Origin of the sequence: Mesorhizobium sp. LNHC221B00 (genome assembly GCF_000502935.1) — a bacterium.
Classification (GTDB): Bacteria; Pseudomonadota; Alphaproteobacteria; order Rhizobiales; family Rhizobiaceae; genus Mesorhizobium; species Mesorhizobium opportunistum.
On record NZ_AYWR01000005.1, the window covers coordinates 1 to 16,021 of the forward strand.

Here is a 16,021-nt window from a genome sequence, read left to right on the forward strand (position 1 = left end):
CTGCAAGGCTTGGGCCGATCAGCCCGAACGCTTCAAGCGTGATCCGCTCCAGCAAATGCCGGGACTAAACATCTAGGCGTCAGGCAACCTTGGCCATTTCCCGCAGTCGGAATTTCTGGATCTTGCCGGTCGAGGTCTTGGGGATTTCCGCGAAGATCACCGCCTTCGGCACCTTGAAGCGGGCAAGCAGCCCTCGGCAATGCTCGATGATCTCGGTCTCTGTCGCCGACTTGCCCGGTTTCAGTTCGACATAGGCGATGGGCACCTCGCCCCATTTGTCGTCTGCCTTGGCCACCACGCCGCACGAGGCAACGGATGGATGCTTGTAGAGCGCATCCTCGACCTCGATCGAGGAAATGTTCTCGCCGCCCGAGATGATGATGTCCTTGGAGCGGTCTTTGAGCTGGATATAGCCGTCGGGGTGCATGACGCCGAGATCGCCGGAGTGAAACCAGCCGCCGGTGAAGGCTTCGTCGCTCGCCTTGCGGTTCTTCAAATAGCCCTTCATGACGATGTTGCCGCGGAACATGACCTCGCCAATGGTTTCGCCGTCGGCCGGCGTCGTCCGCATCGTCTCGGGATCCATGACGGTCAGGCCCTCAAGTGCTGCATAGCGCACGCCCTGCCGTGCCTTCTTGGCGCTGCGCTCGCCCTTTGCCAGACCGTCCCATTCGCCGTGCCATTCATTGACGACCGCCGGGCCGTAGGTCTCGGTCAGGCCGTAGAGATGGGTGACGGCAAAGCCGGCATCGGCCATGCCCGACAGCACGGCTTCGGGCGGCGGTGCGGCCGCGGTGTTGAAGGTGACGGTCTGCGCGAAGGTGCGCTTGTCCTCGTCGCGGGCATTGATCAGTACCGACATGACCACCGGCGCGCCGCAGAGATGCGTGACGCCATGATCGGCGATGGCGTCGAAGATCGGCTTCGGCCGCACCCAGCGCAGGCAGACGTGGGTGCCGGCCTGCACGGCCAGCGTCCAGGGGAAGCACCAGCCGTTGCAGTGGAACATCGGCAGCGTCCACAGATAGACGGCGTGCTTGGCCATGCCGGCATGGATGGTGTTGGTGTAGGCCATCAGGGCGGCCCCGCGATGATGATAGACGACCCCCTTGGGATTGCCCGTCGTTCCGGACGTGTAATTGAGCGAGATGGCATCCCATTCATCATCGGGCATCGACCAGGCGAAATCTTCGTCACCGCCAGTGACAAGATCCTCATAGTCGAGCGCCCCGATGCGTTCGCCCTTCCGATAGGGTGCGTCGGCGGCGTAGTCGGGATCGTCGTAGTCGATGACCAGCGGCCTGACCTTGGCCAGTTCCAGGGCCTGTCCGACGACGCCAGAAAATTCGCGGTCGACGACGAGCACCTTTGTCTCGGCATGGTCGAGTTGGAAGGCGATCACAGCGGCATCGAGGCGCGTGTTCAGCGAATGCAGCACCGCCTTGGTCATCGGCACGCCGAAATGCGCCTCCAGCATCGGCGGCGTGTTCGACAGCATGACAGTGACGGTATCGCCCTTGCCGATGCCGCGCTTCTGCAGCGCCGAAGCGAGCTTCAGCGAGCGGTGCCAGAAATCGCGATAGCTGATGCGCTGGCTGCCATGGATGATGGCGATGTGGTTGGGGTAGGTTTTCGCCGCGCGCTCCAGATAGGTGAGCGGCGTCAGCGGCTGATGGTTGGCCGCGTTCTTGTCGAGATCCTGTTCGTAAGGATTGCCCATCCCGTTCTCCCCTTTTATCGAAGACTTCTAACCACAGGCTAGGCCCGCGTCACCACCAAGGATGCCACGTTAGAGCCCATTTGGCACAATGATCATCCAGATTCAGGGGCCGAGCAGGTATCCTGTACCTTCGCCCTGGTTTGACTTTTGTCGAGAGCCGTGAATAATGTCAGCCGAGGAGACGGCATGGCAATCCGACCGGCAGAACAGCTCATTCACAAGGCCGCCTGGCTCTACTATGCGCACGGTCTGCGACAGGACCAGGTTGCGAGCCAGCTTAACATTTCCCGTGCGTCGGTGGCCATGTACCTGCGCAAGGCGCGCGAGACCGGTATCGTCAACATCTCGACCTCGACGCAGTTGTTCACCGACGACGTGATGGCGCGCAAGCTCGAGGATGCGCTGGGTCTCGACGCCGTCTGGATCGCGCCGGAGAACGGCCATATCCCGGACCCATCGACCGACATCGCCGTGCTGGCGGCGAGCGTCTTTCTCGAACTGGTCAAGAAGGGCGACCGCATTGGTGTCGCCTGGGGCCGCACCGTCTACACGATCGCCGACATCATGTCCTATGCCGACCTGCAGGACGTCACCGTGGTGCAGCTCTGCGGCAATCTCGGCGCCCCCTATTCCTACCGGCCCGACCAGTGCACGATGGAAATCGCGCGGCGGCTCAACGCCAAGGGCCTCAATTTCTACGCGCCGCTGGTGCTGTCGACGGAAGAGCTGGCGCGCGCGCTGCGGGCCGAACCGGTGATCCGTGAGCAGCTGTCGGGAATCGGGGACTGCGACCTGGCGCTCTACTCGGTCGGCGCGGTCGACGCGGACAGCCATCTGGTCAAATGCGGTGCGCTGACATCGGGCGAGATGGCGGAGCTGCGCGACCAAGGTGCCGCCGGGGTCATTGCCGGACAGATCATCGACGCTGGGGGCAAGGTGCTCGACTGCAGCTATAACCGCCGGGTGATCTCGGCCGAACTTGCCTCGCTGCGCGCCATCACCAAGCGGCTGATGGTGGTGCAGGAGGACAGCAAGTTCGAACCGCTGCTCGCGGCGATCGCTGGGGGGCTTTGCACGCATCTGGTGGTCGGCGCCCATATGGCGCAGCGGCTGCTCGATCATGCCGGAGCGGCGCTACAAAAAGCATCCTGAGAAAACAACCTTTCGCCGGCGCATTGTCATCAAGGCGTCGCGGCATTCCTGTTTCACCACCAAAGCAACTGGACGAACCGAACATGAAGAATTTGTGGAACGACGACACGGCCGAGAAACTCGTTGCCGACTATGCCAAGAAGGGTGTCGGTCGCGACCTCGCCTTGCGTGTCTATACGACGCGGCTTTTGGGCGGCGTGCCGCAGTTGGTCCTGCATGGCGGCGGCAACACCTCCTGCAAGATCAAGGCGACCGACCTGGTCGGCGATGAATGGGATGTGCTGTGCGTCAAGGGCAGCGGCTGGGACATGGCGGTCATCGAGCCGCAGGGCCTACCGGCGGTCAAGATGGGCGCCCTGCTCAAGGCCCGCGCACTGGAAAAGCTCGCCGACGAGGACATGGTCGCGCTGCAGCGGGCGAACCTGATCGACCCCGCCTCGCCCAACCCATCGGTCGAGACGCTGCTGCATGCCTTCCTGCCGCACAAATTCGTCGACCACACCCATTCGACCGCCATCCTGGCCATCGTCGACCAGGAAGACTCGAAGCCGTTGGTGAAGACGGTGTTCGGGAGCAAGATGGGCTACGTGCCCTACATCATGCCCGGCTTCGATCTCGCCAAGGCGGCGGCCGACGTCTTCGATGCCGACCCGACGGTCGAGGGCCTGATCCTCGACAAGCATGGCATCTTCACCTTCGGCGACGATGCCAAGCAAGCCTATGACCGAATGATCCACTACGTGAATGTCGCAGAGGATTATGTGGCCAAGCACGCCAAGCCGAAGGCGGCAAAGGCCGCGCTGCCGGCAAGGCTCGCGACGCCGGCTTCCATCGCACCGATGCTGCGTGGTGCTGTTGCGTTTGCGCGCGGCGAAGGCCGCTTCGACCGCATGATCTCCGATTTCCGCACCTCAGACGCCATTGTCGATTTCATCAATTCGGCGGAGATCGCCGACTATGCGGGACGCGGCGTGTCGACGCCGGATCTGTCGATCCGCATCAAGACCGGTCCGATGGCGGTGCCGGCGCCCGACGCCGACAAGGCCGGCGACTACAAGGCCGTCATCAAGAGCCATGTCGACGCCTTCGCCAAGGATTACCGCGCCTATTTCGAGACCAATGACGCGCTCGACGACGTCAAGCGCACCATGCTCGACCCGATGCCACGGCTGACGCTGGTGCCGGGGCTCGGCATGTTCGGCCATGGCCGCACGCTGAAGGATGCCAGGATCGCGTCGGACGTCGGCGAGATGTGGATCGAGGCGGTGCGAGGCGCCGAAGCGGTCGGCCGCTTCCATCCGCTGTCCAAGGCCGACCTGTTCCCGCTCGAATACTGGTCGCTCGAACAGGCCAAGCTCGCCTCCAACAAGCCGAAGCCACTGACCGGCCAGGTGGTGCTGATCACCGGGGGTGCCGGCGCGATCGGCGCGGCGACGGCAAAACTGTTCGCCGACAATGGCGCCCATGCAGTCGTTGTCGATCTCGATGGCGACAAGGCCACCGATGCGGCGAAGAAGGCCGGCAACAATTCGATCGGTGTGGCCGCCGATATCACCGACCCAAGCCAAGTGCGTGCCGCCTTTGACAAGGCGGTCGCTGTCTTCGGCGGCGTCGACATTCTCGTCTCCAATGCGGGTGCGGCCTGGGAAGGCCGGATCGGCGAGCTTGACGACGCGCTGTTGCGCAAAAGCTTCGAGCTGAACTTCTTCGCCCACCAGTCGGTGGCGCAGAACGCGGTGCGCATCATGCTCGAACAGGGCACCGGCGGTGTGCTTCTGTTCAATACTTCCAAGCAGGCGGTCAACCCGGGCCCGAAATTCGGCGCCTATGGCGTGCCGAAGGCAGCGACGCTGTTCCTGTCCAGGCAGTATGCGCTCGACTACGGCGCCCACGGCATCCGTTCGAACGCGGTCAACGCCGACCGCATCCGCTCAGGCCTTTTGACCGACGCCATGATCGCCAGCCGCTCGGGCGCGCGCGGCGTGTCGGAGAAGGAATACATGTCCGGCAATCTGCTCGGCCAGGAAGTGACGGCGCAGGACGTGGCGCAAGCCTTCCTGCACCACGCGCTGGCCGAACGCACCACCGCCGACGTGACGACTGTCGATGGCGGCAACATCGCGGCGGCCATGAGGTAGGGCAATCACGTACAGCGCACGACAGTCGCTTGCATGAACACCATTTTGTAGCTACATTGTGGCTCGGATATCAAGGAGTCACAATATGGCAACGGATACGGTGGTGCGCGCTCGGATCGATACGGCGACAAAGGATCAAGCTACGGAAGCCTTGGCGGCCATGGGATTATCGGTTTCCGACGCCATTCGTCTACTGCTGGTCCGCGTCGCTGCCGACAAGGAATTTCCCTTTCCGGTGAAGGTGCCGAACGCGACCACTCGGAAGGCAATGGCCGAATTGGAAAAAGGCAAGGGCGAGCGTTTCGCCTCGGCCAATGAGTTGTTCAAGGATTTGGGCATCTGACGCCCGTTCGCTCCGGGCAATTCCGCAGGGATGTGAAGCGTATGGAGAAACGCGGCAAAGACCTTGCTAAGTTGCGCGAGCTGCTGGCCCTACTGGTCGCCGGGCAGGAACTGCCGGCGATTTACAAGGATCACCCTCTGAAAGGTGATTGGAGGGCTATCGTGACGCGCACGTGGAACCGGATTGGCTCTGATCTACCGCATTGCCGACGATGAACTGCGGCTTGCCCGCACCGGCTCCCACTCCGATTTATTCAACGAGTGAAACCAACAAAAAGCCGCCTGCAACAGGCGCTGCAAGCGGCTTTCGGTTCTAATTGTGAGCGAATCCAGGTATCGGATTTGGCCTACTTCGCGTTCGGGTTCGGCATCCAGGCGGGCATGGCGACATCGGCATGGGCGAACTGCGGCAGCTTGGCCGACAGGTCTTCCATGTTCTTGATGTCCTTGTCGATCAGCTCCTTCTGCGTGATCAGCGTCGGTGGCACGATGACGTTGTGGCCGGGATCCTCACCGGCGAGCAATTGCGCCAGCGCGCGCACCGAGACCTGGCCGACGACGGCCGGGTTGGTGGCGGCGGTTGCCGCCCAGGCGCTGTCGGACTCGCGCATCGCGGCGATATCGGACGTCGAAATGTCGGCCGAATAGATCTTGATGCCCTTGTTCAGGCCGGCTTCGTCGACAGCGATCTTCACGCCCTTGGCGAATTCGTCATAGGGGGCGAACATCACCTTGATGTCGGGGTGAGCCGACAGCACCGAGCGTGCCTGGTTGGCGACCGAGTTGGCGATCGGATTGTCCAGCGTGCCGAACATCGCGACTTCCTTGATGCCGGCATACTTCTTCTTCACGTCGACCCAGGTCTCGTTGCGGCGGTCGAGCGGCGCGATGCCGGCGACATAGACGTAACCGGCATTCCAGCTCTCGCCATTGTCCTTGACCGCCTGTTCAAGCGCCAGGCGCGCCAGATCCTTGTCGGACTGTTCGATCTGCGGGATCTTGGGATTTTCGACATTGACGTCGAAGGCCACCACCTTGATGCCGGCGTCGACCGCGCGCTGCGCGGCGTCTTTCATCGATTCCGTCAGGCCGTGCTGGATGATGATCCCCTGAACGCCAAGTGCGATGGCCTGGTCGACCATGTCCGATTGAAGCGCTGCATCCTGGCGGCTGTCGAGGACGCGCAGGTCGATGCCCAGCGCCTTCGACTGTGCCTCGACGCCCGAAAGATAGGCCTGGAAGAAGTCGCCGGTCGACAGGTAGCGCACCAGCGCGATCTTGACGCCGGGCTTGTCGAACGGCGCCGGCTTGTCGGCAGCCAGCGCGGGGACCTGCATCAGCATGGTTGCGCCGGCGAGCCCGAGCGCCACCTTCCCCAGAAGTCTTCTTGTGATGTTCACCTTGTTTTCCTCCACTCTTGTTGAACCCAAAATCCTGTCCGGTCTAAATTACCCCCTGCCCCTGCCCGACAGGGCAAAGGTGAAGACAAGGGCGACGACCAGAACCACGCCCTTGACGAAATCCTGCGTGTAGTAAGGCGCGTTCATCATCGTCAGGCCTTGCAGCAAGATGCCGACGAACAGCGCGCCGACAGCGGTGCCGAAGGCGTTCGGCTTGGCGGCGCCCAGCACCGCGTAGCCGATCAGCGCCGCGGCAACCGCATCGAGCAGCAGATTATTACCCGAGGCGATGTCGCCGCGTCCAAGCCGGGCGGCGAGCAAAATGCCGCCGATCGAGGCAAAAACTCCTGAAATAACGTAGGCCCAGATCTTGTATGCCTTGACAGGCGCGCCGGCGAGTTCGGCGGCGCGCTGGTTGGAGCCGACCGCATACATCATGCGGCCGAAACGGGTGTATTCGAGGAAGAACCAGATCAGCACGGCGAGCACCAGCAGCACCACGACCGACACCGGAATGAGGTTCGGAATGAAGAAGTCGAAGCGGTGGCGGCCGAGCGCCAGGAAGGCGTCGGAGAATTTGCCGTTGGCGACCGAGCCATCGGGCATGGTCATGCCGGTGGCGATCGAGCGGCCCTCCGTCGGGATGCGCTGCAGGCCGACGAGAAGGAACATCATACCGAGCGTCGCCAACAGATCGGGCACGCGCATATAGACGATCAGCCAGCCATTGATCAGGCCGACAATGGCGCCGATGAGCAGGCAGACGACGACCGCGACGACCACGTTTTGCTCCAGCACCACCATGACATAGGCGGCGGCCATCATGGCCGACGTGGCGACCGAACCGATCGAGAGATCAAAGCCGCCAACGACCAGCGTGGCCGTGACGCCCAGCGCCAGCACGCCGGTGATGGCGACCGACTGGAAGATGAAGACGGCACTTTGCGGCGAGACGAACCCGTCGGCCGCTATCGCGAAATAGGCGACCAGCCCGAACAGGAGGACGATGAATCCGTAACGGATGGCGTAGTCGCGAAGCGTCATTCAGCGCTTCCCCGCGCGGCGGCTATCTTCACCCAACTCGAACTCATGGTCTCTCCATTCCAATTCCCATTCGCCGCCACGCTCAGGCCGCGCTGTGCAGCGGTCCGCCGGCGACCTCGGCCAGCAGGCGATCGAGGTCGACATCGGCATTGCGGTGTTCGCCGACGATTGTGTGCTCCGACATCACCAGAATGCGATCGGCCGTCTCCAGCGCCTCGTCGATTTCGGTGACGAACAAAAGCGTCGCGCGGCCATTGGCGCTGGCTCTCAGCTTGGCGGCGATATCGCGCCTGGCCGAAATGTCGACCCCTTGGAATGGCTCGTCGAGAATGAACAGCGCCGCATCCTGCGCCATCCAGCGGGCGACCATCACCTTCTGCTGGTTGCCGCCGGACAGTGCCGACATCTCGTCCTTCTCGGAGCGGCAGACGATGCCCAGCTCCTCGATCTGCCGGCGCGCGGTGGCGCGTTCGCGGCGGCGCTTGAGCACGCTGAAGTTCGACATGCGCTTCAGGAACGGCAGGCTGATATTGCGCTCGATGTTGAAGCCGCCGACGATGCCGCTGGTGGCGCGGTCCTTGGCGACGAGGAACACGCCGGCGGCAATCGCATCGCCAGCCGAGCGCGGCATATAGGGCTTGCCGTTCATCGTCATGGTGCCGGCGAGCGGCTTGCGTACACCGAACAGCGTTTCGGCAAGTGCCGTCTTGCCGACACCGACGAGACCGGTGATGGCAACGACCTCGCCATCGCCAAGCGTCAGCGAGATTGGCCTGGCGCCGTTCGCGATGCGAAGGTTTTCGACCGTCAGAACCGGCTTAGCCGAACTCCTGGCAACGATCTGGTCGAGGCGGATCTTGCGGCCAAGCATGGCGTTGACGGCGCCTTCATAGTCGAGCGGCTTGGTGTCGAAGGCGCCCGAGACGATGCCATCGCGCATCGAGACGATGCGGTCGGCCAGCCGCCGGATGTCCGACATGCGGTGCGAGATATAGAGGATCGCCACGCCTTGCTCGCGCAGCCTGTCGACCAGCGCGAACAGCCGGTCGGCCTCGGCGCTGGAGAGCGACGAGGTCGGCTCGTCGAGGATCAGCACTTTCGGCTGGTGCGCCAGGGCACGCGCAATCGCCACCATCTGGCGATCGGCCAGCGAAAGATCGTTGACCCGCGCCTTCAGATCGATGGCCAATCCCATGCGGTCGGCAACCGCCTTGGCTTCGCGGCGCACGCGCACCGGATTGAACAGGGTCGGCACGCCCCGGCCGCTCAGCCTGTCGAGCGTCAGGTTGGTGGCGACATCGAGGTCGGCGACAACGCCATCGTTTATGTTCTGGTGTACGGTGACGACGCCGGCGCGGATCGCTTCCGCGGGCGTGTTCGGCGCGAAATCCTGGCCGGCCAGCGTCATGGTGCCGCCGCCGTTTTCGTAGACGCCGCTGACGATCTTGACGAGGGTGGATTTACCGGCGCCGTTGGCGCCCATCAGCACCGTCACTTCACCGGCGTGCAGGTCCAGCGAGACGCCGCCAAGCACCTCGTTGCGGCCAAAGGATTTCCTCAGTCCCTCTACGCGGAACACGGCATTCCCGACCATGCGTTCCTCCCTGACCGTGACGCTATGGTCTACATCGGCAATTGTCAACACGATTGACAATTGCCAGACAGCTTCCTAGCTTGGCCCAGCCGCTAAGGCTCCCCTATGATCGGAGCGCACAGGCGGGAGGGAGAAGAATGACCGGAGAATTGCCGTTCGAAGCACTGTCCGTGGAGACGCTTGCGATGCGCCTCGGCACCAACGAGGCGCTGTGCGCGAGGATCGGGAACGATACCAGCGCATGGAAGGTGCGCGAGGTTGGCGACGGCAATCTCAACCTGGTGTTCATCGTCGAGGGCGCCTTGGGCGCTGCCGTCGTCAAGCAGGCCCTGCCCTATGTCCGCCTCGTCGGCGACAGCTGGCCGCTGCCCTTGAAACGTTCGTTCTTCGAATACCACGCGCTGACGAGGCAGGAGGCGCGCGCGCCCGGCTCCGTGCCGGCGATCTACTATTTCGATGAAGGCCAGGCGCTGATCATCATGGAATATTTGGCGCCGCCGCACATCATTCTCAGGCGCGCCCTGATCGACGGTCGGCAGTTGCCGAACATCGCCAGGGATATCGGCCTGTTCATGGCCCGCACTTTGTTTCGCGGCTCCGACCTGTCGATGGTGACCAAGGACCGCAAGGCCGACCTGGCGCTGTTCGCCGACAATGTCGAGCTTTGCGACATCACCGAGAACCTGGTGTTCTCCGATCCTTATTTCGACGCCAAACTGAACCGGCATACCTCGCCGCAGCTCGACGCCCTCGTCGCCGAACTGCGCGCCGACCGAGACCTCAAGGTCGAGGCGCAGCGGCTGAAGCACTTCTTCGCCGCCAATGCCGAAACGCTGCTGCATGGCGACCTGCATTCCGGCTCGATCATGGTCACCGACCAGGAAACACGGATGATCGATCCGGAATTCGCCTTCTATGGTCCGATGGCTTTCGATGTCGGCATGCTGCTCGCCAATTTCTGGATGTCGTTCTTCTCGCAGCGCGGACAGGAGCAGAACGGCGAGCGCGATGCCATGCGCGCCTATCTGCTCGAGGTCACGACGGAGACCTGGGCCGTGTTCCGCGCCGAATTCTCGCATCTGTGGCGCACCGAGCGCACCGGCATGCTCTATCAAAAGAGCCTGTTCGAGGACCAGGGCGACATACTCGCCGCCGAGCAGGCGCTCGACCATGTGCTGCACCAGATCTGGACCGATCTGCTCGGCTTTGCCGGCATCGAGGTGCACCGGCGCATCCTTGGCCTCGCCCACAATGCCGATTTCGAGACCATTGCCGATGAAGATTTGCGCGCCAGTTGTGAGGCGAAGGCACTGAAATTCGGCCGCCACATCGCCGTCAACCGGCGGCAGATCCACAGCATCGACGAGGTCAACAAGCTAGCCGTGCTGATCGAACAGGAGAACGGAATTTGAACGTCGGCGATCGCCACTATCGGACCATCTGGCTGAGCGACGACGGGCGTTCGGTCGAAATCATCGACCAGCGCTGGCTGCCGCATGATTTCCGCATCGAGACAGTCGACACCGTCGCCGGCATCGCCACCGCCATCCGCGACATGTGGGTGCGCGGCGCGCCGCTGATCGGTGTCACCGCGGCCTATGGCGTCGCCATGCAGATGGCTGACGATGCGTCCGACCAGGCGCTCGATGCGGTATGGGAGACCTTGCACGAGACCCGCCCGACGGCGATCAACCTGCGCTGGGCGCTCGACGAGATGCGGCGTTTCCTCAAGCCACTTGCGCCGGAGCAGCGGGCCGCTGCCGCCTATCGGCGCGCCGGTGAAATCGCCGACGAGGACGTTGGGCTGAACCGCGCCATCGGCGAGAACGGACTTGCCATTATCAAAGCGATCGCCGCGCGCAAACAGCCTGGCGAGCCTGTCAACATTCTCACCCACTGCAATGCCGGCTGGCTGGCCACCGTCGATTACGGCACCGCCACCGCACCGATCTACCTGGCTGTCGAGGCCGACATTCCGGTCCATGTCTATGTCGACGAGACGCGGCCGCGCAACCAGGGCGCCCAGCTCACCGCGTGGGAGATGGCCGGCCATGGCGTGCCGCACACGCTGATCGTCGACAATGCGGGTGGCCATCTGATGCAGCGCGGCGCAATCGACATGGTCATCGTCGGCACCGACCGCACCACCGCCGACGGCGATGTCTGCAACAAGATCGGCACATATCTCAAGGCGCTGGCCGCCGCCGACAATGACGTGCCGTTCTATGTCGCCCTGCCCTCGCCGACCATCGACTGGACGGTACATGACGGGCTGGCCGAGATCCCGATCGAGCAGCGCTCGGCCGACGAAGTCTCCTTGGTATGGGGCAAGAACGCCGCCGGCGAGATCGCGCAGGTGCGCATCTCGCCGGAGGCGACGCCGGCGGCCAACCCGGCCTTCGACGTGACGCCGGCACGACTGGTGACCGGGCTGATCACCGAACGCGGTGTCGCCAAGGCATCGCGCGACGGCCTGAAGGCGATGTTCCCCGAACGGGGATAGCGCAAGCGCGGAATCCAAACTTCCCGGTTCAGGAAGCGCTGTTGCCCGCGATCTCCAGCGCGTTCACGAAATGCAGCGAGCGCTGCAGGGCGCGACGAATGATTGCCATGTCGACAGGTTCATTTCGTCGCTGGGGATCGCGGCGCTGCGGGCGCTCCAGGCGCAAGGGCAGTTCGATGCTGACCGGCAGCGTCGGGGGAAGCATCGCCCAGTACGGCTCGTAATCGATCGAGCCGTCGCCGACGGCACAGAATGCCCACCCCGAACCGGCACTAACAATGTCCTTCAAATGGGCATGGCCAACGGCTTGGAGAGCCGTCGCGATGTCTTCCGCAGGCTGCGTGGCCTCATCGCTGTAGGTGAAGACGTTGCCGGCGTCATGGTTCAGGCGGACATGCCGCGATCCGATTTCGCGGATGAAGCTCGCCCCGGATCGGGCGTTGCCAAGCAAATCGTCCTTGCCGTGACCGGGGTTCTCGAGTGCCAGGACGATACCAGCCTGTTCCAGTACCGGCAGAACAGCATCGATCGTCCGGCGGATACTCGCCCGGTTCGTCATTGGGCCGGCATTGGTGATCAGGAACGATGCGCCGAGACCGGAGACAAAGGCGACACGCCGCAACAGCGCGTCCACCGCATCAGGTCCCGACAGGTCGAGATGAGCCGAGACGGCATTGATGCCCAGCCCGGCACTGCCAGCCGTCTGGCGAAGCTTCGAGCCCTTGGTGTCGGTAAACATGCCTTCATCGAAATCGACATAGCCGCGAATGAAGGCCGGTTCGATATGGCTGGCACCAGCAGCCGCGATCTCCTCGATGGCCAATTCCATGGGATAGCCATCGAAGAGCGCGGTCGATACCGAGATTATCCGTGGCGTCGGAGGCAGCACTCAGGCTCCCTTGCCGTAGACGATCAGCTCGGAGGCTTCCTTCACCTTGGCCGGGGACAAGGCCTCGCGCCAGTCGTCGCGGACCACGACACCCTTGGCGAAACGCATCAGGCGCAGCGCCGCATCGGACGGCACCTTTGGAGAGAAGCCGAACCACATGGCGATCTCGACATTGAGGTGGCCAATCAGAAAGTCGAGCGCGGCCTTTCTGGGAATGCCATATTTGCGTTCGCATTCCTCGACGGCCTCGACCATGGTGTCGACGAAGGGCATGGCGATCATTTCGGAAAGGCCTGGCTCGAGGATTGCCAGTTGCTCGACGGTGACGCGGTGGCTGTCGATGATCGGCGACCACATCGCCTTGCACACCTCTTCACCAAGCGCATAGTCCTCCTCTGGGCCCTGCATCAGGGCGCAGACGATCGACTGCCTGGCAATGCCGCCGTGATAGTCGCGGCGGGCGGCCCATTCCGTCTCCTCGTTGAACAGGGGCGGATGGCAGGGATGGCCGACAAAATAGGTCAGATCGGGCCGATCCTTCGGCAAGTCGCCGGCGTAAGGTGCGGCGGCGTCGAGAATGAGAAGCATCGCGCCGCTGGCGAGCATCGGCGATATCTGCCGTGCGACCTGGCCGATGATATTGTCCGGCAGGGCCATGACCACGACCTTGGCGCCGGGGACGCCCTCTTCCATCGAGACGGCGCTGATGCCGGCCTCCGATAGCCGCTTGCGGCCGGCCTCGCCGACTTCCACGGCACGGACATCGTAGCCCGCTTCGATCAGCTTGCGCGCGACACGGAAGCCCATCTTGCCTCCCGCTCCAAGCAACGCCACGGATATCGTCATTCGCTTCTCTCCCAATTGCCTTGTGCGCCTCTAGCGCGCCGATTCAGCCGAACCCTGCGTAGCTTCGATCTCCGGATGTGCGGCGCCTGCCGCAGCCATCTTGCAGGCTGTGGAGATACGACCGGCCCATGCCGCATCCGCGCTGGACGGACATCCATGGAGGCGAGCGTTAGCACCAAAACGATATCATGTCATCACATGAGTTTTGGCGCTCAAAAAATTTTGCCCGATCCGGATAATCAGCCAGTCTCGCCGCCGGTCAGTTTCGAATACAGCTCATTGGCGCGGCCGATATGCTCGGCCATGGCGAGACTCGCGCCTTCCGGATCCCCGCTGGCGATCGCCTTGTAGATGCGTTCGTGCTCCTCGACCGTCAGGCGTTCGGCACCTTTCACCGCCACCAGGTCGCGCTTGAACCGCGATAGCCATTCGAGCATTCCCTTCGCCACCGCGGCTATCATGGAATTGCCGCTCATCTCGGCGATCACGGCGTGGAATTCCATGTCGGCGGCGACAAATCGCGTCTGGTCGCCCTTCGCATCGCGCAGGTGACGCAAGGTCTCGGCAAGTCGTTCCAGGCTCTTGGCCGTGGCGCGCCGCGTGGCTATCCGCACCAGGCCGGTTTCCAACAAGAGCCTGACTTCCTTGAGTTCTTCGAGGCCACGAGAGTTCGTCGCCAGCATCATGACCATCGCCGCGGAAACCTGATCGACGATCACCTCGGGCGTCGGATTGATGACGCGGGCACGTTCACCGTGGGAAATCTTGATGAGGCCCATCTGCTGCAGCGTCAGCATGGCTTCGCGGATCGACGGGCGCCCTACGCCGATCATCGTCATCAATTCCTTTTCCGACGGCAATTGAGAGCCTGGCGGAAATTCGGATGTCGAGATCGCCGCCATCAGCCGGTCAAGCACCTCTACATACAACTTCTTCTTCTGGACCGGTTCCATGCATCCCTCCGCGATCATTCCTCGGCATATCGATCCCGAGTCGCACCGGGAGGCAAGGCCCAGCGACCGATTGACATTACATATATGATGACCTAACGTCCACCCTGACCGGCGCCGATATGCCAAGCGACCGGCCAAAAGAGTTGCCGGAGCGAGCCGGCCTGATTGGCCAAGGCAAGAAAAAGACGAACCGGACAGGCCGCTCTCGCTCTCGTCAGCGCGATCAAATGAGTCCCGCTACAGGCTTGCCTATTTGGTATGCTGGTATAACATGTAGATGGTATGGTGTCTTTCCTAGGGCAGGACGCCGTTACGGAATGGCATGCAAGCCGACCATGCTGGCCGGTGTTTTTGGGAGGAAGTATCATGAAGTTTGCAATCGTGGCGGCGCTTGCCAGCGCCGCGCTGGGGAGCGTGTTCGTACTGCCGGCAATGGCGTCTCCGGACGCACCGGTGATCGCACTGACCAACGCCTATTACGGCAACACCTGGCGGCACCAGATGGTGGAGGCTTTCGAGGCCTCGGCCAAGGAAGCAAAGGCCGCTGGACAGATTTCCGACTACATCGTCATGAATGGCGACGGCTCGGTGGCGCAGCAGAACAGCCAGATCGCCGAACTGATCCTGAAGAAGGTCGACGTGCTTGCGGTCGATGCCGCCTCGGAAACCGCGGTCAACGGCATCATCGAGAAAGCCTGCAAGGCCGGCATCATCGTCGTGTCCTTCGATTCCGTCGCTTCGGCGCCCTGCAACTACCAGCTCAACTTCGATTTCAAGGGCTACAAGGCAACACAGGCCGAGGCCGTCTTCAAGATGCTCGGCGGCAAGGGCAACGTCATCCAGGTGCGCGGCGTCAAGGGCTCGGCTCCCGACAACGACATGTTCAACGCCCAGCAGTCGGTGCTGGCGAAATATCCCGATATCAAGGTTGTCGCCACAGTCTATGGCCAGGCGACCGCCTCGGTCGCGCAGGCAGCCATCGCCAATGTCCTGCCCTCGCTGCCGCATGTTGATGCGGTGCTCGGCCAAGGCGGCAGCGACGATGTCGGCATCGCCCAGGCCTTCGTCCAATATGGTGGCGACTATGCTGGCAAGATGCCGATCATCGAAGGCGGCGGCGGCACCGATTTCGTCAAATGGTGGGCCGACGAGAATACCAAGAACGGCTACCAGACGGTCTCGATGAACACGACGCCCGGCATCGGCGGCGCCGCGTTCTGGCTCGGACTGTCGCTGCTCAAGGGCGCCAAGGCACCCAAGATGATGATCATGCCGGTGGCGACGGTCGACGCCAGCAATCTCAAGGAGTATGCCAAGCTGCCGGGCGGCCAGATCATCAGCCCCAGCTATTCGCTCGACTGGGTCAAGCAGAACCTCTTGAGCAAGTAACGCGACCAGCACAATGGATCGGGCGCCGAAGGTCGCCCGGTCCATGGCCGT

General features: G+C 62.8%; 14 protein-coding genes. 7 read left to right on the forward strand and 7 right to left on the reverse strand.

Features of this window, described 5'->3' with window-relative positions:
• Positions 1-79: 79 nt before the first annotated feature.
• Entirely contained in the window at positions 80-1,720 is a 1,641-nt protein-coding gene (locus X741_RS158455; protein ID WP_023776985.1) for an acyl-CoA synthetase, read from the reverse strand.
• Between the two features lie 186 nt (positions 1,721-1,906).
• Between X741_RS158455 and X741_RS158450 the strand changes: the two genes are divergently transcribed.
• The 4 genes from X741_RS158450 (at position 1,907) to X741_RS1000000168085 (ending at position 5,568) form a co-directional block, all read left to right on the forward strand.
• Positions 1,907-2,872 (forward strand): sugar-binding transcriptional regulator, encoded by a 966-nt coding sequence (locus X741_RS158450; protein WP_023776986.1) that lies wholly within the window; start codon positions 1,907-1,909, stop codon positions 2,870-2,872.
• A gap of 83 nt (positions 2,873-2,955) precedes the next feature.
• Positions 2,956-5,010: a bifunctional aldolase/short-chain dehydrogenase gene (locus tag X741_RS158445; RefSeq protein ID WP_023776987.1), complete on the forward strand. Its 2,055-nt coding sequence runs from the start codon at positions 2,956-2,958 to the stop codon at positions 5,008-5,010.
• Positions 5,011-5,095: 85 nt separating this feature from the next.
• On the forward strand, positions 5,096-5,353 hold the full coding sequence (locus X741_RS158440; protein WP_023764621.1) for a type II toxin-antitoxin system RelB/DinJ family antitoxin: 258 nt from the start codon (positions 5,096-5,098) through the stop codon (positions 5,351-5,353).
• A gap of 41 nt (positions 5,354-5,394) precedes the next feature.
• The gene (locus X741_RS1000000168085) at positions 5,395-5,568 is read left to right on the forward strand and encodes a type II toxin-antitoxin system YafQ family toxin (protein WP_348625673.1); all 174 of its coding nucleotides are present in this window, start codon (positions 5,395-5,397) and stop codon (positions 5,566-5,568) included.
• A gap of 131 nt (positions 5,569-5,699) precedes the next feature.
• Here the strand turns inward: X741_RS1000000168085 and X741_RS158435 are convergent, their stop codons facing one another.
• The 3 genes from X741_RS158435 to X741_RS158425 form a co-directional block, all read right to left on the reverse strand.
• Complete coding sequence (locus X741_RS158435) at positions 5,700-6,752, reverse strand: substrate-binding domain-containing protein (protein ID WP_023764623.1); 1,053 nt, start codon at positions 6,750-6,752, stop codon at positions 5,700-5,702.
• A 48-nt stretch (positions 6,753-6,800) separates the two neighbouring features.
• Entirely contained in the window at positions 6,801-7,796 is a 996-nt protein-coding gene (locus tag X741_RS158430) for an ABC transporter permease (protein WP_023776988.1), read from the reverse strand.
• Positions 7,797-7,878: 82 nt separating this feature from the next.
• Positions 7,879-9,390, reverse strand: coding sequence for a sugar ABC transporter ATP-binding protein (locus tag X741_RS158425; protein WP_023776989.1), 1,512 nt, complete (start codon positions 9,388-9,390; stop codon positions 7,879-7,881).
• A 137-nt stretch (positions 9,391-9,527) separates the two neighbouring features.
• Between X741_RS158425 and mtnK the strand changes: the two genes are divergently transcribed.
• Both mtnK and mtnA read left to right on the forward strand, forming a co-directional pair.
• Positions 9,528-10,802 carry an S-methyl-5-thioribose kinase gene (gene mtnK / locus X741_RS158420; protein ID WP_023776990.1) on the forward strand — a complete coding sequence of 425 codons (1,275 nt, stop codon included), beginning with the start codon at positions 9,528-9,530 and terminating at the stop codon, positions 10,800-10,802.
• Entirely contained in the window at positions 10,799-11,893 is a 1,095-nt protein-coding gene (gene mtnA / locus X741_RS158415) for an S-methyl-5-thioribose-1-phosphate isomerase (protein WP_023776991.1), read from the forward strand. The genes mtnK and mtnA overlap by 4 nt, the downstream gene beginning before the upstream one ends.
• A gap of 28 nt (positions 11,894-11,921) precedes the next feature.
• Here the strand turns inward: mtnA and X741_RS158410 are convergent, their stop codons facing one another.
• The 3 genes from X741_RS158410 to nanR all read right to left on the reverse strand — a co-directional run bounded on the left by X741_RS158410 (position 11,922) and on the right by nanR (position 14,581).
• On the reverse strand, positions 11,922-12,782 hold the full coding sequence (locus tag X741_RS158410; RefSeq protein ID WP_245272671.1) for a sugar phosphate isomerase/epimerase: 861 nt from the start codon (positions 12,780-12,782) through the stop codon (positions 11,922-11,924).
• Positions 12,783-13,628, reverse strand: coding sequence for a phosphogluconate dehydrogenase C-terminal domain-containing protein (locus tag X741_RS158405; RefSeq protein WP_023776993.1), 846 nt, complete (start codon positions 13,626-13,628; stop codon positions 12,783-12,785).
• A gap of 239 nt (positions 13,629-13,867) precedes the next feature.
• Complete coding sequence (gene nanR / locus X741_RS158400; RefSeq protein ID WP_023776994.1) at positions 13,868-14,581, reverse strand: transcriptional regulator NanR; 714 nt, start codon at positions 14,579-14,581, stop codon at positions 13,868-13,870.
• Between the two features lie 366 nt (positions 14,582-14,947).
• On the opposite strand from nanR, the gene X741_RS158395 reads away from it, so the two are divergent.
• On the forward strand, positions 14,948-15,970 hold the full coding sequence (locus tag X741_RS158395) for an ABC transporter substrate-binding protein (RefSeq protein WP_023776995.1): 1,023 nt from the start codon (positions 14,948-14,950) through the stop codon (positions 15,968-15,970).
• The last annotated feature ends 51 nt before the right edge of the window (positions 15,971-16,021 follow it).

What these genes read in the sequence shown, in the direction of transcription:
- X741_RS158455 (WP_023776985.1), bottom strand. Translation starts at nt 1,720, where the DNA reads ATGGGCAATCCTTACGAACAGGATCTCGACAAGAACGCGGCCAACCAT.
- X741_RS158450 (WP_023776986.1), top strand. Translation starts at nt 1,907, where the DNA reads ATGGCAATCCGACCGGCAGAACAGCTCATTCACAAGGCCGCCTGGCTC.
- X741_RS158445 (WP_023776987.1), top strand. Translation starts at nt 2,956, where the DNA reads ATGAAGAATTTGTGGAACGACGACACGGCCGAGAAACTCGTTGCCGAC.
- X741_RS158440 (WP_023764621.1), top strand. Translation starts at nt 5,096, where the DNA reads ATGGCAACGGATACGGTGGTGCGCGCTCGGATCGATACGGCGACAAAG.
- X741_RS1000000168085 (WP_348625673.1), top strand. Translation starts at nt 5,395, where the DNA reads ATGGAGAAACGCGGCAAAGACCTTGCTAAGTTGCGCGAGCTGCTGGCC.
- X741_RS158430 (WP_023776988.1), bottom strand. Translation starts at nt 7,796, where the DNA reads ATGACGCTTCGCGACTACGCCATCCGTTACGGATTCATCGTCCTCCTG.
- X741_RS158425 (WP_023776989.1), bottom strand. Translation starts at nt 9,390, where the DNA reads ATGGTCGGGAATGCCGTGTTCCGCGTAGAGGGACTGAGGAAATCCTTT.
- mtnK (WP_023776990.1), top strand. Translation starts at nt 9,528, where the DNA reads ATGACCGGAGAATTGCCGTTCGAAGCACTGTCCGTGGAGACGCTTGCG.
- X741_RS158405 (WP_023776993.1), bottom strand. Translation starts at nt 13,628, where the DNA reads ATGACGATATCCGTGGCGTTGCTTGGAGCGGGAGGCAAGATGGGCTTC.
- nanR (WP_023776994.1), bottom strand. Translation starts at nt 14,581, where the DNA reads ATGGAACCGGTCCAGAAGAAGAAGTTGTATGTAGAGGTGCTTGACCGG.
- X741_RS158395 (WP_023776995.1), top strand. Translation starts at nt 14,948, where the DNA reads ATGAAGTTTGCAATCGTGGCGGCGCTTGCCAGCGCCGCGCTGGGGAGC.